General features: G+C 51.7%; 11 protein-coding genes. 7 read left to right on the top strand and 4 right to left on the bottom strand.

Annotated features, from left to right (window positions below; translation table 11 throughout):
* Positions 1 to 61: 61 nt before the first annotated feature.
* The 3 genes from glgB to AC5FX6_RS00300 are packed head-to-tail and all read right to left on the bottom strand — an operon-like array spanning position 62 to position 7,775.
* Positions 62 to 2,413 carry a 1,4-alpha-glucan branching protein GlgB gene (gene glgB / locus AC5FX6_RS00310; RefSeq protein WP_493595030.1) on the bottom strand — a complete coding sequence of 784 codons (2,352 nt, stop codon included), beginning with the start codon at positions 2,411 to 2,413 and terminating at the stop codon, positions 62 to 64.
* Positions 2,406 to 5,738 (bottom strand): maltose alpha-D-glucosyltransferase, encoded by a 3,333-nt coding sequence (treS, locus tag AC5FX6_RS00305; RefSeq protein WP_493595029.1) that lies wholly within the window; start codon positions 5,736 to 5,738, stop codon positions 2,406 to 2,408. Before treS ends, glgB begins: the two co-directional genes overlap by 8 nt.
* Before the next feature lie 15 nt (positions 5,739 to 5,753).
* Positions 5,754 to 7,775, bottom strand: a complete 2,022-nt coding sequence (locus AC5FX6_RS00300) for an alpha-1,4-glucan--maltose-1-phosphate maltosyltransferase (RefSeq protein WP_493595028.1) — start codon at positions 7,773 to 7,775, stop codon at positions 5,754 to 5,756.
* Between the two features lie 209 nt (positions 7,776 to 7,984).
* On the opposite strand from AC5FX6_RS00300, the gene treZ reads away from it, so the two are divergent.
* The 5 genes from treZ (at position 7,985) to AC5FX6_RS00275 (ending at position 17,563) form a co-directional block, all read left to right on the top strand.
* On the top strand, positions 7,985 to 9,829 hold the full coding sequence (gene treZ / locus AC5FX6_RS00295) for a malto-oligosyltrehalose trehalohydrolase (protein WP_493595027.1): 1,845 nt from the start codon (positions 7,985 to 7,987) through the stop codon (positions 9,827 to 9,829).
* Positions 9,830 to 9,930: 101 nt separating this feature from the next.
* Positions 9,931 to 12,354, top strand: a complete 2,424-nt coding sequence (locus AC5FX6_RS00290; protein WP_493595026.1) for a DUF3536 domain-containing protein — start codon at positions 9,931 to 9,933, stop codon at positions 12,352 to 12,354.
* 253 nt (positions 12,355 to 12,607) lie between these two features.
* Positions 12,608 to 15,331 (top strand): malto-oligosyltrehalose synthase, encoded by a 2,724-nt coding sequence (gene treY, locus AC5FX6_RS00285; RefSeq protein ID WP_493595025.1) that lies wholly within the window; start codon positions 12,608 to 12,610, stop codon positions 15,329 to 15,331.
* Positions 15,328 to 16,836, top strand: coding sequence for a 4-alpha-glucanotransferase (gene malQ / locus AC5FX6_RS00280; RefSeq protein WP_493595024.1), 1,509 nt, complete (start codon positions 15,328 to 15,330; stop codon positions 16,834 to 16,836). Before treY ends, malQ begins: the two co-directional genes overlap by 4 nt.
* Before the next feature lie 154 nt (positions 16,837 to 16,990).
* Entirely contained in the window at positions 16,991 to 17,563 is a 573-nt protein-coding gene (locus AC5FX6_RS00275; protein WP_493595023.1) for a thioredoxin family protein, read from the top strand.
* Here AC5FX6_RS00275 and AC5FX6_RS00270 read toward each other — a convergent pair.
* Positions 17,529 to 18,371, bottom strand: a complete 843-nt coding sequence (locus tag AC5FX6_RS00270) for a murein L,D-transpeptidase catalytic domain family protein (RefSeq protein ID WP_493595022.1) — start codon at positions 18,369 to 18,371, stop codon at positions 17,529 to 17,531. The two genes, AC5FX6_RS00275 and AC5FX6_RS00270, sit on opposite strands and share 35 nt — an antisense overlap.
* Positions 18,372 to 18,558: 187 nt before the next feature.
* Here AC5FX6_RS00270 and AC5FX6_RS00265 point away from each other — a divergent pair, with 187 nt between their 5' ends.
* Both AC5FX6_RS00265 and AC5FX6_RS00260 read left to right on the top strand, forming a co-directional pair.
* Positions 18,559 to 19,911, top strand: coding sequence for a peptidoglycan DD-metalloendopeptidase family protein (locus AC5FX6_RS00265; protein ID WP_493595021.1), 1,353 nt, complete (start codon positions 18,559 to 18,561; stop codon positions 19,909 to 19,911).
* 112 nt (positions 19,912 to 20,023) lie between these two features.
* Positions 20,024 to 20,926: a Ppx/GppA phosphatase family protein gene (locus tag AC5FX6_RS00260; RefSeq protein WP_493595020.1), complete on the top strand. Its 903-nt coding sequence runs from the start codon at positions 20,024 to 20,026 to the stop codon at positions 20,924 to 20,926.
* Positions 20,927 to 21,315: the final 389 nt, after the last annotated feature.

Below are 21,315 nucleotides of genomic sequence, written 5' to 3'. Positions count from 1 at the left end.
TGAACAAACGCTCTTTTTAGGGCTTTCCCCTCTAGCACAAAATATACTTTACAACATAGAGTTACTCCGGCTGATACTTAAAATACACGACCGCCATTGGTGGCAACTTCAGCAATATGGAGTAATCATGCCCGTGGAATGAATCAGGTATAGCCTGCAGCGTACCATGGTTATGGAAGTTACTACCACCATACAGGCTGTCATCGCTGTTAAACACCTCTACCCAACTGCCTCCGGTCGGTACTCCCAAGCGGTAATGCTCGTGCACACCCGGGGTGAAATTGCAAACGACTAGTATTTTATCTTCTGGTCGCTCCCCTTTTCTCAGGAAACTCATCACACTGTTATGGGCGTCGTTGAAGTCAATCCACTCGAAGCCCTCTGGCTCAAACGCCTTGCTATAGAGGGCAGGTTCGTCGCGGTAGGTATGGTTCAGACCACGGACTAGTTCCAGGATGCCGGCATGATTAGGATACTGTAAAAGATGCCAGTCCAGGCTGCTGTCGTGATTCCATTCGGTGCTCTGGGCCAGTTCGCCACCCATGAACAACAGCTTGGCACCCGGGTGCGCATACATGTAGGTATAGAGCGCCCGCAGATTGGCGAATGCCTGCCATTCATCACCCGGCATTTTACGGATCAGGGAGCCTTTGCCATGTACCACCTCATCGTGGGAGAGCGGTAACATGAAGCGCTCACTAAAGGCATAGATTATGCTAAACGTGATATCGCCCTGGTGATGCCTTCGGTAGATCGGGTCTTTGGAAAAATAAGTGAGCGTGTCGTGCATCCAACCCATCATCCACTTCATGTCAAAGCCGAGACCACCATCTTTTACTTTGCCTGTAACCTGAGGCCAGGCCGTGGATTCTTCTGCAATGGTAAGTGTATCAGGAAATTGCTCGTGCACTGCTTCATTAAAATCTTTCAGCAAAGAAATGGCTTCGAGGTTCTCACGTCCGCCATACTCATTCGGAATCCACTCGTCGTGCTTACGGCTATAATCCAGGTAGAGCATAGAGGCTACGGCGTCTACACGCAAGCCATCCACGTGATATTTATCAAGCCAGAACAAGGCGTTGCTGATCAGGAAAGAGCGTACCTCGTTGCGGCCGTAGTTGAAGATGTAGCTGTTCCAGTCCGGGTGATAGCCTTTGCGCGGATCGGCATGCTCGAACAGGTGTGTGCCGTCGAAATAGGCAAGCCCGTGCTCGTCGGACGGGAAATGCGAAGGTACCCAGTCCATGATCACCCCAATGCCTTCCCGGTGCAGGGCATCGATGAGGCACATCAGGTCTTCTGGTGAGCCATAGATGCTGGCCGCCGCAAAGTAACCTGTGATTTGATAACCCCAGGATCCACTGAAAGGATGGTACATTACGGGCATGAACTCCACATGCGTAAAGCCCAGATTTTTGACATAAGCCGGCAATTCCTCGGCCAGTTCTCGGTAAGTCAGAGGCCGGTTATTGTCTTCGGGTTTGCGGCGCCAGGAGCCTACATGCAGCTCGTAAACGGAGTAAGGCTGCGGTTGGCCGTGGCGCGACTTGCGTTGTTGCAGCCAGTCCTGGTCTTGCCAGCTATGGTGCAGGTCGTGTACCACCGACGCTGTTTGTGGTGGCTTTTCACGGCGCAGCGCAAAGGGGTCGCTCTTCTCGACATGGTACATGTGGTAGCGCGACCTGATATGGTACTTATACAGCATGCCTGCCTGCACATCAGGTATAAAACCCTCCCAAATGCCGGAGTTATCAGCCCTTGCCTGCAGCTGGTGGCTTTCCCGACTCCATGAGTTGAAATCGCCCATCACCGAGACCTGCTCGGCATTCGGAGCCCATACCGCAAAGTAAGCACCCTTGGCACCTTGTCGCTCCATCAGGTGCGAACCCAGCTTTTCATACAAATTGAAATGACGGCCTTCACGGAATAGGTAGATGTCAAACTCTGAGAGTCGGCTGATGTCATAGTAAACCGGTCCGGTCTGCTCCTGCTGGGGCTGCTCCATCACGGGTGCAGGTGTCGTTGACAAACCTGTAGCCTGTGCTTCCGCCTCCTGCTGCTGCGAAACAGGCTGTGCTGCTTTGCCTCGCTTCGGCCTGGACTTTTCCTCTGCGGTATTTGCTTCCGTTTTAGTAGCTTTAGCGGCACTTCCCCGCTTTGGTTTTACCATCACTTCCTGTGCAGCATCTCCCATATTGGAAGTATCCATCTTCCGTGGTCTACCCCGCTTGGCAGGCGCTGCAGCCGCTCCAGACTGTACTTCGACCGTGGCGATACCTTCCTCCTTTTTACTTTTCTTTCTGCCTCCTGTCTTTTTCGCCTCGGTGCCTTCATTCATGGCTGCGCCGGTTCCGGTTTCCATACCTGTCAGTGAGTGCTGCTGTGTGTTCTCCTGTTCCTTTTTCTTAGCCATTCTGATATTTCCTCATGATGTACTTTATGCCCCTGATCGGGATGAGCACCCAATCCGGACGGTTATTCAGTTCATATCCCAGTTCGTAGATCGCCTTCTCGAGCAGGAAAGTTTCCATCAGCACTTCTACGTCTTCTTCGTCTTCCGGCACTACGCCCGTACCCTGCGTGATGCCCAGGTAGGTGTGCATATAGAAACCGCTAGCGTAGTGATACCATTGCTCTGCCCATTGCTCCAGGTACTCGCCGTCTTCCTTGCGGAAATTGTCCTGCTGGAACAGCGCATTGTAAGCCGCATAATGGAACGAGCGGATCATACCGGCCACGTCACGCAGTGGCGAGCGCTTCAGTCTGCGTTCGCTGAACGAGCGGGCAGGCTCCCCTTCAAAATCAATGATGATGAAGTCACGGCCCGTAAACAGCACCTGCCCCAGGTGGTAGTCACCGTGGGTACGGATCTTCATCGTATCGATCTTGCGTCGGAAAATTTTCTTAAGCCGCTCCAACACCTCCTGGCGCATTTTTAATACTTCCTCTGCCTCAGCCCGTACGTTATCCGGCAGGTTTGGCAAGTGCTTGCGTAAGCTGTCGAAGTTGCTGCGAACCAGCGAGGTGAGCGACGAATAGAGCGAGCGCTGGTAGTGCAACGAGAACTCCTCCGGCGCAAAGTCCTTCGATTCTGCCATGTCAGACAGGGCCAGGTGCATCTCGGCGGTGCGCTGCCCCAGCAACTCGATGCGCTCGACAGAAGCTCCTCCGAGTTGCAGTTGCATGTGCTCCGGCGCCTCTGAGAAAGGTACTGGTCGTGCCAGCGTACCATTCGTATCTGTCTGATCGATGTGTTCCTTGTGTGTCTGCAGTCGCTCGAAGAAGCGCTTCAGCGAATCCTCCATGTATACCCAGGCATCGCCCTGGTTCGGTACCAGCTCCTGTAGCATCACGAGCACCATAGGTGGTTTTCCGCTTTCTTCATGCTCCACGGAGCCCAGGTACATCGGCACATTCGGGAAGTTCTTTTCGGTCAGTGCCTGCACGATCTCCACATCCGGGTTCAGCGTACGGTCAAGCTTGCGGTATACCTTCAGGAAGAACTGATTATCATAGAGCACCGACGTGTTGCTTTGCTCTGCACCCAGAATCTTGGAAGTTAGCGGATGTCCTATTTCCTTTATCTTAGCGGCAATAGAGCGGCTGCCCGTACCCACTATCTCAGCGCTATCCACCTTGATGTTTTTGCGCTTGGCCATCAGGTTAAGCAAGAGCTGGCGGTAGTCCTCAGAGTAAACGGCATCATACAGGATACCTTCCTTGCCGTCCATGGTCACACGTGCGATCACACTGTTAGGCTGGGTGGCGATCAGTTCCTCTTCCTGTTCACCGCTTGTAAAGGCAATCGGCAATTGGTATAACTCTGGCAGACCTTCGTTGTAACTTACCTCGATAAACAACAGCGACGCCGCAAAACGGCCAGCCGTCATAGGCATGTTACTCACCACCTGCATGCGCTGTATGGTGCGGGCCTTGCCTCCGAACCAGCGACGGTTCATCACATAAGGCGGCAGTACCTTGCTTTCAAGTGTTTTGAGTGCTCTCGTTGGCAGGGGCTGGCTGAGTGAGGGCAGCTGCATGGCTGGCTTTTTCATGTCGAGCCCTTCGCGACCACTTACTTCCTGCGGCTGCAACTCGAACCAGAAATAGCCATGCGCGCCCATGGTCAGCACATAGTTTTCCTCTTTTATCTGCGGGAATTTGTTCTTGCTAAATACCTCCACTGGCACGTAGCCCCTGAACTCCGGCAAATCCAATTCAACCGCCTCGGGGAAGCGTGACAGGTTGGCGATGACCAGTATGTTTTCATCCTGATACGAGCGCACAAAAGCTAGCACTTTGGCGTTGGACGGATTCAGGAAGCGGATCTCACCACGACCAAACGCCTTGTAGCGCTTGCGCATGTTGATAACGCGTCGCATCCACCACAGCAGTGAATTGGCGTTCTGCTGTTGCGTATCCACATTTACCGACTCGTACTTGTATTCCGGATCAATGATCACCGGCAGATATAGCTTCTGTGGGTTGGCGGTCGAGAAACCGGCATTGCGATTGTCGTTCCACTGCATCGGTGTACGCACCCCATCCCGGTCACCCAGGTAGTAGTTATCGCCCATACCTATTTCGTCGCCATAATACACAACTGGCGTACCCTTCATGGAGAAGAGCAGCACGTTCATGAGTTCGATCTTGGCGCGGTCATTGCCCAGCAGTGGGGCCAGGCGGTGACGAATACCCAGGTTGATCTTGGCCAGCGGGTCGCGGGTGTAAACCTTGTACATGTAGTCACGCTCCTCATCGGTCACCATCTCGAGCGTGAGCTCATCATGGTTGCGCAGGAACATAGCCCATTGGCAGGTCTCCGGTATAGCCGGGGTCTGGTCAAATATGTCGATGATTGGATAGCGGTCCTCCATCTTCACCGACATGAACAGGCGTGGCATGATCGGGAAGTGATAGTTCATGTGGCACTCATCTCCGTCACCAAAGTAAGACGCTGAATCCTCCGGCCACATGTTCGCCTCTGCCAGGAGCAACTTTCCTTCATACTTGCTGTCCACGTGGGCGCGAAGCTTTTTCAGGAAATTGTGTGTTTCAGGCAGGTTCTCGCAGTTAGTACCATCACGCTCAAACAGGTATGGCACGGCATCCAGTCGGAAACCGTCCACGCCCATGTCGAACCAGTAGTCGAGCATCTTGAACACCTCCTGCTGCACATCCGGATTGTCGAAGTTCAGGTCAGGCTGATGGTGGAAGAAGCGGTGCCAGTAGTACTGTCCTGCCACGGGGTCCCAGGTCCAGTTGCTCGGTTCATAATCTGTGAAAATGATGCGGACATCCTTGTATTGCTTGGGATCGTCAGTCCAGACGTAGTAATTGCGGTACTTGGAGCCTTTCTTGGCGCGACGTGCCCGCTGAAACCAGGGGTGCTGGTCGGAGCTGTGGTTGATAACCAACTCAGTGATGACCTTGAGCCCACGACGGTGCGCCTCTTTTACAAACAGCTTAAAATCCTGCATGTTGCCATAGCTCGGATTGATGCTGTAATAGTCAGCGATGTCGTAGCCGTCGTCTTTGAGCGGCGATGGGTAAAAAGGCAAGAGCCAGATGGCTGTTACGCCTAGTTCTTCCAGGTAATCGAGCTTTTGCATCAGCCCTTTAAAGTCGCCTATACCATCGCCGTTGCCGTCCATAAAAGCCTTGATATGGAGCTCGTAAATGATGGCGTCTTTGTACCAGTGAATGTTGTCGTCGAGCAGGGTGTTTTCTTCTGCCATATAGTTTTATCGGTTTTATTCGTGTTTGCCATGGTCATCAGGTAACCAGGTGTCATCCAGGCTATCGTGACCCATGCCAGGGGTAGCTGATTCGATGCGGAATACGTGAACAGGCATTTCGTGCGGGCGAAGCTCTACGAAGTTCCATTCACTGTTCCAGGTATATTTGTGTTCGGTCATGAGGTCGTGCACCATGTACTGCTGGTTGTCTTCCATTTTAAGCGCGTGCAACGGTACCTGTACCCAACCTCCTTGTGTGTTGTGCGGGTCCAGGTTCACCACCATCAGCATCTTATTGCGGAAGCTGCTGTCCCACTTGGCATAGCATAGCAACTGCGGATTGTCGGTGTCGCCAAAGGCGATGTTCCAGGTAGTTTGCAGCGCCGGGTTGACCTGACGTATCTTGTTTATTTTAGTGATCACCTCCCGGATCTTGGTCAGACGACCCCAATCCCAGTGCATGACCTCATACTTCTCAGAATCCCAGTATTCCTCCTTGCCCTGCACCGGGGTATTGATGCCGAACTCATACACGGGACCATACATACCATAGTTTGACGATAGCGTCGCCGCCAGGACCACACGGGTAATATGGGAGGGCTCCCCACCTGACTGCAGTTCGTGTGGCAGGATGTCTGGTGTGTTCGGCCAGAAGTTAGGTCGGTAAAAGTCGCGCATTTCTGTCTGGGTAAGCTCGCGCATGTACTCTTTTATCTCGGCGGCCGTATTGCGCCATGTGAAGTAGGTATAGGACTGCGTGAAACCGATCTTGCCCAGGCGCTCCATCACACGCGGACGGGTAAAGGCCTCGGCCAGAAAGATTACCTGCGGATACTGCTGGCGCACCTCCCGGATCATCCACTCCCAGAATGCGAAAGGCTTGGTATGCGGGTTGTCTACCCGGAACACGTAAACGCCTTGCTCGATCCAGTGTGTGACAATGCTCTTGAGTTCTTTCCACAGGTTCTGCCAATCTTCTGTCTCGAAGTTTACCGGCAGTACGTCCTGGTATTTCTTGGGTGGATTTTCGGCGTACTGCACCGTGCCATCGGGGCGCCACTTAAACCACTGCGGATGCTCTTTTACGTAAGGGTGATCCGGCGAGCACTGAATAGCAAAGTCAAGTGCTACTTCTATTCCATGCTCTCTTGCAGCCTGCACAAAGCCTCTGAATTCATCGAGGCTTCCCAGCTCCGGCAGGATGGATTTGTGACCGCCCGTCTCAGCACCAATGGCCCATGGTGATCCTGGCTCGCCCGGTTCAGAAGTAACCGAATTGTTTTTCCCTTTTCGGAAAGCGTGACCGATCGGGTGAATAGGCGGCAGGTAGATCGTATCGAAGCCCATCTCAGCGATGCGTGGCAGGAGTCGCTCACAGTCCTGGAAGGTGCCATGGCGGCCAGCTTCCTGTGCAGCAGAGCGTGGGAAGAACTCATACCAGGTGCTGAAAAGTGCTTTCTGCCGCTCCACTTCCACCGTCAATATTTTGTGATAGGTCGTTACGTTCTGGCGGTCGCAGCAGGCATGCATCAGGTCCGATACATCTTCGCCGGTGGCCAGTGCCACGGCATCTGCGATGGAACCGGGTTTGTTAAGTTGCTCCGCCCACTTGCGCAGTCGCTTTTGCTGACCGGGCTTGGCGGTAGCGGCAGATTCCTCTAGCAGCTGAGCACCTATTTGCAACTCCACCGTTATATCCTGATTTGCTTCAAATTTCTTCTTGAGCCCTTTCTGCCAGGTATAGAAGTGATCGACCCAGCCCTGCAGGGTATACTCAAACGTGCCCATGCTTTCAGGTGTGAAAGTCACTTGCCAGCGGTCGTTGCCCAGAAACCGCATGGGTATTTCATTCCAGTTTTTCTTTCTGGAATGGCGGTAGAGCAACACGGCTTTTACTTCATCATGGCCATCTCCGAACACATCTGCCGTCACTTCGACTTCCTCTCCCACTATGCGCTTGATTGGATATTGTCCACAGTTTACCTGCGGTTTCACGTTCTCGATGACAACCCTTTTGGTTCCTTCCAGTGCTTCCATGTATGCTTTTTTCCTGATTTGATGTAGAATAGCTAATAGGTACTGTATGCGCGTGTAATAGGTTTCGGTGCAGTATGCGCAGCTATACCTACGGCCTGTGTTAAGTGGGTTACAGGACAACTTTGCCGTCAGAAAAGATTGAATTGGCTAAAAAAGAACAACCTATTCGCGTATAAGCCAGTTAAGAATCAGGCGTAAAAACAAAGAAAATGAGCATAACACGAGAGATTGGAGCACATTATACACCGGGCAATGGCACTTTATTCACGTTATGGGCCCCGGCCGCCGCACAGGTAGATGTGGTGTTGAAGCATAACGAAAAGATAATACCGCTACAGCGTGAAGCATTCGGTTACTGGACTGCCTTAAGTGAAGAGGCTGGTCCCGGCGCACGCTATACCTTCCAGCTTGATGAAGAGATGGAGCGACCCGACCCCGCCTCTCACTTTCAGCCGGACGGTGTGCACGAACCCTCGGCCGTGGTAGATCATACCTCATTTGAATGGACTGACAACAAGTGGAAACCGCTGCCCCTCGAACAGTATATCGTATATGAACTGCATGTCGGCACCTTCTCCGATGAAGGTACTTTTCAGGGTGTTATTGACAAGCTACCGGAGTTGGTTGACTTAGGTATAACAGCCATTGAGATCATGCCAGTAGCGGCATTTCCGGGTAGCCGCAACTGGGGTTATGATGGCGTATACCCATCGGCGGTGCAAAACAGTTACGGTGGTCCTGATGGCCTGAAAAAACTGGTGGATGCCTGCCATGCCGCAGGTATAGCCGTGGTGCTGGATGTGGTGTATAATCACCTCGGTCCGGAAGGGAACTACCTCAACGATTTCGGTCCTTACTTCACCGACAAGTATAACACGCCCTGGGGCAAAGCACTCAATTTTGACGATGCCCACAGTGACCATGTTCGTAACTTCTTTATTCAAAATGCCCTGCTATGGCTGCGTGATTATCATATTGATGCTTTGCGCCTCGATGCCGTACACGCCATCCTCGATATAGGTGCCAAGCACTTTTTGCAGGAGCTACAGGAGCAGGTAGAACACCTGGAAAAACAGCTGGGCCGACACTTCATTTTAATTGCCGAGAGTGACCTGAACGATGTGCGCATCATCAACCCGGTAGAAAAAGGTGGCTTTGGATTGGCAGCGCAGTGGAGCGATGATTTTCACCATGCCGTGCATGCTTTGCTCACGGGTGAAGATTCCGGTTATTATAGTGATTTCGGAAAGCTGGAACAATTGCAGAAAGTGCTGCAACACGGCTTTGTCTACGATGGGCTTTACTCTGAGCATCGCAAGCGTACCTTCGGCAGCGATGCTACGGCCAACCCCGCCAGGCAGTTTGTAGTGTGTTCTCAAAACCACGACCAGGTGGGCAACCGCATGCTGGGCGAGCGACTAAGCAAACTGATCTCCTATGATATGCTCAAAGTAGCGGCCGGCTTGGTCTTGCTTTCCCCCTACACGCCGATGTTGTTTATGGGGGAAGAGTATGGCGAAGAGAACCCATTTCTCTACTTTGTGAGCCACTCGGACAAGGACCTGGTTGAGGCTGTTCGCAAAGGACGCAAAGAAGAGTTTTCCGCTTTTGCCTGGCAAGGCGAAGCGCCAGACCCACAGTCCGAGGAGACTTTCAACCAGTCAAAACTGCAGCGCAGCTATGAGTACAGTGAAAAGCACCGGCAATTGCGGGGTTTCTACAAAGCGCTTATCCAGCTCCGAAAGTCTGCCCCTGCCCTGACCCGCCCAGACAAGACCCGCCTGCATGTAGCAGCGGATAGTCATACCCAGGTATTGCAACTGATCCACTCGGGCGAGAGCCCTTACCTCTACATCCTATTTAACATAAGTAATCAACCACAGAAAGCAATAATAGTAAAAGAGGTAGGTGCATCCTGGAAGCTGGCGTTGAGTTCAGGTGAAGGCAGGTATGGCGGTGCAGGTATAGACTTGCCGGATGAGCTAAGCGCAGGTCAGGAGATTGAGTTGCCGGCCGCTTCCGTCACCGTATACCAAAGCAATATCATTTTGTAAGAAGAGGCATCAGCTATAGCAGGTATAGCCCTTCTTCCGAGCTAAGTCTACACGGCTATACCTCGCAGTTTTTTGTCTAACGATCCTTTGTCCTATACTATATGAACAAGTACATCTGCATTCACGGTCACTTTTACCAGCCTCCTCGCGAAAACCCATGGTTAAACGAGGTAGAGCTGCAGGAGTCGGCGCATCCTTACCACGACTGGAATGAGCGCATCACGGCTGAATGCTACGCCCGCAACTCGGCATCCCGCATCCAAAACGGCAAGGGGCAGATCGTGGACATCATGAACAACTACGCCCGCATGAGTTTCAACTTCGGTCCGACTTTGCTGGAATGGATGGAAAAGAAGGCGCCCGACATTTACCAGTCCATACTTGATGCCGACAAGGAAAGTCAGAAGCGCTTCTCAGGACACGGAGCTGCCATCGGGCAGGTATACAACCACATGATCATGCCGCTGGCCAACGAACGTGACCAGCACACACAGGTAGTCTGGGGTATTTACGACTTCCGGAAACGCTTTGGTCGCGACCCCGAAGGCATGTGGCTCGGCGAGACGGCAGCTAATACCGAAACGCTGGAAGTGCTGGCCGAGCATGGTATAAAGTTCACGATACTCTCGCCCTATCAGGCCAAACGCTACCGCAAGATTGATGAGAAAGAATGGCATAATGCGACGGGGGCTAAGATAGACCCACGCCGTCCGTACCGCTGCACACTGCCTTCTGGTCGCACGATTGCTTTGTTCTTTTATGACGCGCCCGTGTCGCAGGCCATTGCCTTTGAGGGTTTGCTGGAAAGTGGTGAGAAGTTCGCGCACAGGCTCACGACAACTTTTGACGAGCAAAGCAAAGACCCGCAACTCATGCATATCGCGACTGATGGTGAAACCTACGGGCATCACCACCGTTTTGGCGAGATGGCCCTCTCCTATACCCTCCATCATATTGAACAGGAACAGCTGGCTAAAATCACGATTTACGGCGAATATCTGGAGCTTTACCCACCCAAGTATGAAGCCGAGATTATTGAAAATACATCCTGGAGCTGCATGCACGGCGTAGAGCGCTGGCGCAGCGATTGTGGTTGCCACACCGGCGGCCACGACGACTGGAACCAGGCCTGGCGGGCTCCGGTGCGGGAAGCTTTTGACTGGGTGCGTGACCAGCTGGAGCCACTCTACGAACAGGAAATGCGCAAGCTCGGAGCAGACCCGTGGCAAACCCGCAACAACTACATCCAGGTGATCATGGATCGGAATGAGGATCGGGTGCGGGAGTTTATTGACACGCACACTGACCGCGACCTGAGCAAAGGAGAGCAGGTGAAATTTCTCAAACTGCTCGAGATGCAATACCACGCCATGCTGATGTATACCAGTTGCGGCTGGTTCTTTGATGAAGTGACCGGCATCGAAACCATGCAGGATATCCTGTATGCAACCCGTGCCCTCCAACTGGCAAAGGATCTGAGTGGCAACGACTACGAAACAACCTTTGTGGACTACCTGAAGCGTGCAAAGAGTAATAACAAGGAGTACGGTGATGCTTCCAAGGCTTATTACAAAATCGTGCAGCCTACTCAGTTGGACCTGTTGCGGGTAGGTGCCCATTATGCAGTGTCATCGCTCTTTGCAGACTCCCCGGATGAGTTGCCACTCTATAGCTACAAGGCGACTTCAGAATACTACGAAATGCTGGAAGCAGGACGCCAGCGACTGGCCATTGGCAAAGCTTTCATCCGGTCAACTGTCACCTGGGAAGAAGTGGACGTGTCGTTTGGCGTGTTACACATCGGTGACCACCAGCTATTCGGGGGCGTGCGCAAATTCGTGAGTCCGGACGCCTTCGCCACTTTGCACCATGAGCTCAGCACTGCTTTTGACAAAGGCAACATCACCGAAGTGATCATGTTGCTCGACAAGCACTTTGAGTCGCACAACTACTCTTTCTGGCACCTCTTCCGAGATGATCAGAAGAAGATTCTGGATCAGGTGCTGGAGCAAACCATGCGGGCACTGGAGCATGACTTCCAGCAGGTATACGACAACAATTACCCCCTGATGGCAGCCATCAAAAACGTGGACATGAACTTGCCGCGACCACTGCAGATCACAGTGGACTACATTGTGACAGGGCGCTTGCTTGAAGCGCTGATGGCCGAGCGGGTAGATGTGGATACAGTACTCAAACTGCTGAAGGAAGTGGAACGCATGGGTGTGAAACTGGATGAAGACGCTGTGAATTATGCAGCCACCATCCACGTAGAGGAAGCGATGCACTACCTGGAGGAAAACCCGGATGACACGGCCCACATGCTATACCTGACAGAACTCCTGACAGTCATCAACGGCTCGAGTCTTCAGCCAGAGTATTGGCAGTCGCAGAACATCGCTTTCAAAATGCGCCAGAGCACTTACGAAGCTAATCGGAAGAAACAGGACGAAAACAGCGAAAACGCTCTTGCCTGGTGCCAGCAGTTTGAAGAACTGTATGAAAGTCTGAACCTGAAAATTTAATACCCAATTTTTGACAGTGTGGTTTAAAAAATGACGATGGAACAAATGAAAGTTATCAACGGCTTACATTTTTCAAATTCCAGGTTTTCGTCAGTGATACTTCTTGCCTTGAAATCAGAGGGAGTGTCAGGTTAAAGCGTAAAACTGACTGATCAGGTATAGCGCTATACCTGACTGATAAAGCTTATTTGACAAACCTGAAACTACTTTGCCTGATACTACTTATTGCCTCTACAGCTAAAAAGAAAACAACATGGTTTACATACCTTCCTCCACTTACAGAGTACAGCTCTCGCCTAAGTTTACTTTGCGAGACCTCAAAAACATACTTCCCTACCTGCGGGATCTGGGCATCAGCACGATCTATGCAGCGCCTTTTTTCACGGCCCGCCCTGGCAGTGAGCATGGTTATGACGTCACGGATCCACACCAGCTGAACCCCGATGTGGGCACAATGGAAGAGTTACAGGAGATAGCCGATGAACTGAAAGCCCATGGCATGGGATGGTTACAGGACATCGTGCCAAATCACATGGCTTTCCACCCGGATAATGCCTGGCTGATGGATGTACTGGAGAAAGGCCAAAAGTCCCGCTTCTATACCTTCTTCGACGTCAACTTCAATCACCCCGATTTCAAAGGCCAGTTGATGGTGCCATTTCTGGGGGAGCCCCTGGAAGAAGTAGTAAAGCAGGGACAGCTGAAGGTTTCCTTCGAAGAGAATGGCTTCCGACTCAACTATTTCGACAATGCATATCCGATCAGTATCGACAGCTATACCTTCCTGTTAGAACGGCTGGCTGATAAAGTCAACTCAGATGATGCCGCTACACAACTCCGCGAGCAGGTGCAGAAGTTGGAGCAACTGATGGCGCAAGACAGATTGGAGCCTAACGACTGGGAACAGGCAAAACAGGTGCTCTACAAAACCATGCAAGAGCAGTCAGAGCTAAAGCAAGGTATAGCCGATGTGCTGCAAACTATCAATGACGATCCGTCTGCTCTGCAGGAACTCCTGCAGCAACAGTATTACCAACTAGCGCATTGGCAGGAAACCGAAAAGCAGATCAACTACCGCCGCTTCTTCACGGTCAACGATCTGATCTGTACGGCCATGGAGCGGGATGAAGTGTTTGAACACTATCATCAGTTCATCAAGGAGCTCTGTATGCGACAACTGGTGCAGGGCCTGCGGGTAGACCACGTTGATGGCCTCTTTGACCCCGATACCTACCTGGTGCGACTGCGCGAACTGGCAGGCGAGCAGGTATACTTGGTCGTGGAGAAAATTCTGGAAGGTGAAGAAAACATGCCGGACTACTGGCCAATTGAAGGCAACAGCGGCTATGATTTTCTGGCCTGGGTGAGCAACCTCTATACGGATGCCGAAGGGGAGAAAAAACTCACCGACGTCTACCACCGCCTGGTACCTGAAGCCCCCACAGATTACGAGGAACTGGTATTCGAGAAGAAACTGATGATACTCGAAAATTACATGCAGGGCGAGCTTCAAAACCTCTTGCGCCTGCTGCGTGAAAGTGACCTGCTGCCTGCTTCCTCAGAAAATAAAAACTGGCACCATGCCCTGGCTACGCTGTTAGCCTCTTTTCCGATATACCGCATATATGGCCATACCTTTCCTCTGCCGCCTGAGGCCATGGAGGTAGTAGAGGCAGCCTTTGCCATTGCCCACGAAAAAGCTCCTGAAACAAAAACTGAGCTGAACCATCTGCGATCTTTGTTTGAGTCAGGTGAGCAGGATAGCGAAGAGCAGAAACGCAATAAGCTGTACTTTGTCATGCGCAGTCAGCAGTTTACAGGTCCGCTTGCGGCGAAGGGCGTAGAGGACACCACCTTCTACAATTATAATCGCCTGTTGGCGCTCAACGAAGTAGGCAACAGTCCGGATGTGTTCAATCTTGATCGTCGTGACTTCCACGAGCGCATGGCGTACCGTATGCAGACTTATCCACACTCGATCAATGCCACGGCCACGCACGACACCAAACGCGGTGAGGGCTCGCGCATGCGCCTCCAAGTACTGAGCGAGTTACCGGAGGAATGGGAGAAAAAAGCGAAAGAGTGGATGCAATTGTCGCAGCAACACAGCAAGTCCGACGGTCCCACGGCCAACGATCTTTACTTTATCCTGCAAACCCTGCTGGGGGTAATGCCGATCGACGGACAGGTAGATGATACCCTGGTGGAACGGGTGCAGGAATACCTGGTAAAGGCTTTCCGGGAGTCCAAAGCCAACACCAACTGGTCAGAGCCAAACGAGGCGTATGAAACAACCACCAAAAATCTGGTGCAGCAACTGCTGCAGGAAGACAAAGCCTTTATGTCTTCTTTCCGTCCATTTTTCCAGAAAACGGCCCACTTTGGATGGTTGTATTCCCTGTGCCAGACGCTCCTCAAAACCACATGCCCGGGCGTACCTGATGTATACCAAGGCTGTGAGCTTTGGGACTTCAGTTTGGTAGACCCAGATAACCGCCGCCCCGTGGATTATGAGCAGCGTCAGCAGTTCTTACAGGAAATAAAGGCAAATGATAAACCGCAGGACTTACTTCAGCAAATTCTGTCGACGCCAACTGACGCCCGCGTGAAGCTATACCTGTTGCACCAGGTACTGCACCTGCGCAAAGAGCAGAAAGCACTGTTCGACAAAGGCAGTTATATGCCGCTTCAGTTGAAAGGACAGCACAGCAAACACGCCATGGCATTTGCCCGCCATAACGGAGACGACTGGTGCATTGTGGTGGTACCCCGCCTGCTGACAGGTATCATCTCCGAAAACGAATTGCCTTTTGGAGAGCAGGTATGGGGTGATACGGCAGTAACATTACCAACCGAGGCTCCACAAGACTGGCAGCAGCTATTTGGCGGACATTCCGTACAGGCAAAGCAGGCTATACCTTTGGCTGAGATTTTCAAGTCTTTCCCGGTAGCACTTTTAACATCCAAGAAGTTATGATCATACCTAAACGCAGCAGCGGCATCCTGCTCCACATCACCTCTCTCCCATCAGCCTATGGTATTGGGGACCTGGGTTCGGAGGCTTATAAATTTGCAGACTTACTGGCCGAGGCTGGCCAGCGCTACTGGCAGATCCTGCCGCTGAACCCAACCGAAATTGGCTCGGGCAACTCACCCTACAGCAGTCACTCTGCCTTTGCCGGAAACCCGCTGCTCATAAGTCCCGAAAGACTGGTAGATGATAGCTTGTTAGACAAAAAAGACATTCGGGCCGGAGGCGGTTTTGACAAGGCCAAGGTAAACTACCCGAGGGTGGCGGAATATAAAGTGAAGCTTTTGTATCAGGCGTTTGACAACTACAAAGACGGCAAAGCGAGTAAGTTGAAAAGCGAGTTTATCCGTTTTCAGGAAACGCACAAGACCTGGCTGACTGACTTTACCAGTTTTGTGGCCATTAAGCAGTACAACAACGGCAAGCCCTGGACTGAATGGCCCGAAAAAGTGAAAACACGGCAGGACCACGCCATGGAGGCGCTATCAGCAGAATTGGCTTTAGAAATGGAGCGTGAAGCCTTTTTCCAGTTCCTGTTTTACCGTCAATGGGAAGCGCTCAAAACATACTGCACATCCAGAGACATTACTTTTATAGGGGACATGCCCTTTTATGTGAGCCATGACAGCGCTGATGTTTGGGCACATCCGCACATCTTCAAACTGGACCGGCAGGGTCAACCCACAGCTGTGTCAGGCGTGCCGCCGGATTACTTCAGTGAAACCGGGCAGCTGTGGGGTACGCCTGTCTTTGACTGGAAAAAATTGCAGGAGCAAAATTTCGACTGGTGGCTGCAGCGCATTGCCCACAATTTGGAGCTCTTCGGCTTGCTGCGCCTCGACCATTTCAGGGCCTTCTCGGCTTACTGGGAAGTGCCTGCTGACGAGGAAACCGCTATCAATGGGAAATGGGTGAACACACCGGGAGCCGAGTTACTCACTGCAGTTAAAAAGAAATTCCCGGCCATGCCCATTATCGCCGAAGACCTGGGTGAGATAGACCAACCCGTACGGGACCTGATGGCGCAATTCGACCTGCCAGGTATGCGGGTGCTGCTTTTTGCTTTTGGCGAAGACCTCCCGCAAAGTATGTATGCACCCCATCATCATGTGCAGCACTCGATCGTGTACACCGGCACACATGACAACAGCACGGTGCGAGCCTGGTACGAGCACGACGCCAGCCGCGACGACAAAAAACGGCTGAGCGATTACAGCGCCCAGCGCCTTTCAAAAGATAATGTAAGTGACGTAATGGCGCGTCTGGCCTATATGTCGGTAGCGCAGCTTGTGGTACTGCCGATACAGGATGTGCTAGGCCTGGGCAAGGACGCAATCATGAACAAGCCCTCCACTGCCAAAGGCAACTGGCAGTGGCGCTTACAGCCGGGCCAATTTACCAAAACTGTGGCGCAGCGGTTGAAGCAGGAAGTCGCGTTATACGGCAGGTAATTTTTCACAAAAACCTGAAAAGAGGTGCTTGTTACGCTGCAAAGAACTGTAGCGTAATAAGCACCTCTTTTCTTTTTTAATTCCTACAAAAATCTTACATTGATTCAGCTTTCAGGTATAGCCGGAAAGATTCTCTCACCTAATCTACAGCATTATGCCATTAGCTTCCACAGCATTACCACTGGGCACTGTAGCACCCAACTTTGCCCTGCTCGACACGGTCTCTGATAAACTTATCTGTTTAGAAGACGTGGTCTCCACGAAAGCCACAGTGATCATGTTCATCTGCAACCACTGCCCCTATGTGCAGCACATTCTCGATGAGCTGGTGGACGTAGCCAGCGACTATCAACAAAAAGGTGTGAGCTTTGTCGGCATCAGTTCTAATGATGTAGCAAATTATCCGCAGGATGGTCCGCAGCAAATGCAGGAACTGGCTAAAGAGGCAGGCTTTACTTTTCCCTATCTGTATGACCAGACACAGCAGGTTGCCCGTACCTACCAGGCCGTGTGTACACCAGAGTTTTACGTGTTTGACCGTAACATGCGCCTGGCCTACCATGGGCAGTTTGACGACGCCCGGCCTAAAAGCGAAGCGCCTGTAACAGGACGGGACCTGCGCCAGGCGCTGGATAATCTACTGGCCGGTGAGCCGGTAAGTGCCGACCAAAAGCCAGGTATAGGCTGTGGTATTAAATGGAAAACTCCGCTGGCGGAAGCTGGGTAGGCTGCGTACTGGCCATATATCCTGCCACGGCATTGGCATTGTCCAGGTAATGGGAAGTATACTGCATATCACCTGAGTGAATGTATAGGGCTGTTTTGCCTTTTACAGCATCAATGATGCTCTCATGCTCTCCAAGCGGCACGGCCGGACAACCCAGACTGCGGCCGAGTCTGCCGTATTTGTTCATAAAATCTTCAGTCGCATACTCTGCACCGTGCATCACGACGGCACGTTCGCGGGCGTTAGAATTGTGCCCTTCGTCCAGGCCATCGAGTCGCAGTGACTTGCCGTGTTTTCCATAGTATATATCATCCGTCACATAAAAGCCGACACTGCTCATAAAAGACTTGTGCTCGTTCGAAAACACCTGCGCCGTCACTTCTCCGGAATTGCGGCCATGGGCCACATAGGTGTTATGCAGCACCTCCCGGTTGTTGAGGTCGAGCACCCAAAGCCTTTTCTCGTTGGAGGGCTTGGTGAAGTCCACAATGGTCAAGACGCCTTTGTCTGACAGACGCCCTTCATTATACATGCCATAATAACCCATCAAGGCGTTATTAAACACATCATAATTCAGGTCCACCGCGCTCAGGTTCATCTGGGTATACAGGTCGAATGATACTTGCTCAAAGCGCATGACAGATAAGGCTGTTATATTCGTCTTCGCTTTTGCATCAACTGACACATACTTGCCAGCGCCCAGCGATGCGGAGGGTGATAGTATGAGTGGCGCAAAAAGGGGCAACAGGCGTTTGCCCATTTTCTTTTTGCGGTTACGCCACCGCTCTTTTATGCTTTTCTTTCTCACGTTCGTTCTCACAATCCAATCTCATTGGTACATTTGTTTTTACGTGCCTGCCCATGCACTGTTCGGATTTGCTTAAAAGGTCCAACATTGCTTGCAAATCATTCAATATCAAGCCAAAGGAATCAAAGCAGGTATCATATTTGTATAGAAAGGAGTACACATCTGTAATCTGGAAACAAAAACGAGTATGAACAGACGGCCGATAAGCTATTCTCCTTTCTTATATTTTATACTGATTATCCTCTTCCTCTCGAGTTGCGGAAGCCGGGAAACGCTGCGTGGCGTATTCAAAAAAGAGACACCTTATGAGGCCTATGTCTCTTCGCTGAAAAGCGCTAAACTTGATCAAACTGCCGTGGGGCAAGATTGGCTTCAGGCCGGACAAACTGCCTTGCAAATACCTACGCCCGTGACACTTCCATTTAAGGAAACAGGTTATTTTCCAGCTGACCAACCCCGGGCGCTCGGTTACAGAATAGAGGCAAAACGCGGCGAAAAACTGGTGGTGAGTCTGGAGATGAAAGCCCGCCAAACCATGCAGGTATTCATGGACCTCTTTGAAGCCAGCGCCGATCCCTCAACTGCACCGAAGCGAGTAGCCTATGCTGATACAGCAGCCACTACGCTGACCTATGTGATAGACGAAGATATGGCGCACCTGCTTCGGGTTCAACCCGAGTTGCTGCGTGGCGGCACTTACACCATTACGATAGAAGCACAGCCTACTTTGGCATTTCCTATACCTGGCAAGTCGAGCCGAAACATCGCCAGCATATGGGGTGACCCTCGTGATGCGGGAGCACGTAGCCACGAAGGCATTGACATATTTGCACCACGTGGCACACCCGTGATCGCCTCAGTAGATGGAGTAGTGTCGCGTGTGAACGAAACACCCCGTGGTGGCAAGGTGATCTGGTTGTCGGATATGAATCGAGGTCAGAACCTGTATTATGCGCACCTGGATCAGCAGTTGGTAACAGCCGGTCAGCGTGTCAGCGTGGGCGATACATTGGGGCTGGTTGGCAACACAGGCAATGCCAAGGGAACCGGCCCGCACCTGCACTTTGGGATATACCGCTATGGCCGTGGGGCTACGAACCCCTACCCTTATGTGCATCAATCTGCCACACCAATCCCTACTGTAAAAGTAGATGCTACGCACATTGGCAACTGGGTACGGGTGTCATCCAAAATGGCTAACGTGCGAACGGAGCCCTCAACCAGAGCAGCGGTGCACAATTCACTCCGGCAGCACACCCCGCTACAGGTTATGGGTGCCGCCAATAACTGGTACCGTGTCCGCTTGCCAGATCAGTCTGAGGCCTATGTCATCAGTTCACTCGTAGAGGGTATAGCTAAACCGATCACGGTTAAGAAACTCGCACAGGAGCGTCCGCTACTCGATGACGCACATCCTGAAGCTGCGCAAATGGACAGTCTACCGGCAGGAGCCGCTATACCAGTGGTAGCTGTTAACGGGCAGTTTGACATGGTGAGGCAACCAGACGGCAGACTTGGGTGGGTGCAGTCAGCTGAATAAAATTGCCATTACTTGCCAAGTGATTTTGGTAGCGCAGGGGCTTTCTGCGTACAGCATTTATACCTATATTTGGGTTAGTAAAGCATGTTGTACGCTCTTAACCGGATAATTTTTGAAGTTAGCTGCTATTGATATCGGTTCGAACGCCGTGAGATGCCAGATCTCCAATGTTTTGAACCAGAATGGGAACGTCATTTTTAAACGAGTAGAATACATCCGCTACGCCATCCGATTCGGTGAGGATGTGTTCAATACCGGCTATATCAGCGAACACAAAATTCAGAAGTTCATCAAGCTTCTTCATGCTTTTCAGCTGCTACTCGATGTGCATGACGTGGATCACTTCATGGTGTGTGCTACCTCGGCTATGCGTACATCCGAAAACGCACCTGAAATTTTGGAACGTGTGCACCAGGCTATCGGCATGGGTATACAGGTAATCGACGGGGTAGCGGAAGCTGACCTGATCAACAAGGTAATCATCAATTTCCTGGATGAACGCAATTATCTGCACATTGACGTGGGGGGTGGCAGCACGGAATTCAACATCTATGTGAATCGCGAAAAAATGGCTTCTCAATCCTTTGAGCAAGGCTCCATCCGTCACATGCACGGCGTAGACTCCCAGGAACTCTGGAACAATATGCGGCTCTGGATTGAAGAGAACGCCAAGAAATATCACCTTACCCGCGCCATCGGTACGGGCGGTAACATTAACAAGATCTTCGATATGTCAGGTAAGGCAGTGGGGAAACCCGTCTTCCGTAAGCAAATCGAAGAAATCACCCAACGTATAGCGGCCATGAGCATGGAGCAGCGTATTACAGAGCTCCTCCTTAACCCCGACCGTGCCGACGTTATCCTTCCTGCCGCCGAGATATACCTGTCTGCCATGAAGTGGGCGAAGCTGGAGAGTATGCTGGTGCCTGCCGTTGGCCTGAAGGACGGAATGATCCATGCCCTTTATGAACAGCATCATCAGGAGCGTTTTGTGATAAGTCAGATTAGCAGGTAGTTTTTGCCTTGCCGGCAGGGCTATACCAATCATATAATATGGCGCGAGCGTCCTCGCTCGTGACTGCTATAGAGGGGCCTCTGGCCGCAGAGGTCTACTAGCGTTGCAAGCGCTTTACAGGTATAGCAACCTGTGTTACTTTGTAGCTTGCCCTGGCCGGGCGGGCCCTACTTTTTTCCTTGATGAAAAAAGTAGACAAAAAAATTAAGACGCTCCAAATCGAGGGCCCCTACCCCCACTCGCTGAACACTCTTGACAGGGGGACCCCTTCACCCCCAACAGTGGAGCGCCAAAGGGTGCACCTGGCTAAGGTGATCTGTTTCATAGCTCAAGGGGCAAGTTAGTCTTGCTATACTTGCCAGTGTCAAGTGAGTTTAATTACAAGGCTT

This window comes from Pontibacter sp. LHS2, assembly GCF_058932845.1.
The sequence above is the reverse complement of the archived record's forward strand: the minus strand, read 5'-3'. Positions and strand labels throughout refer to the sequence as shown.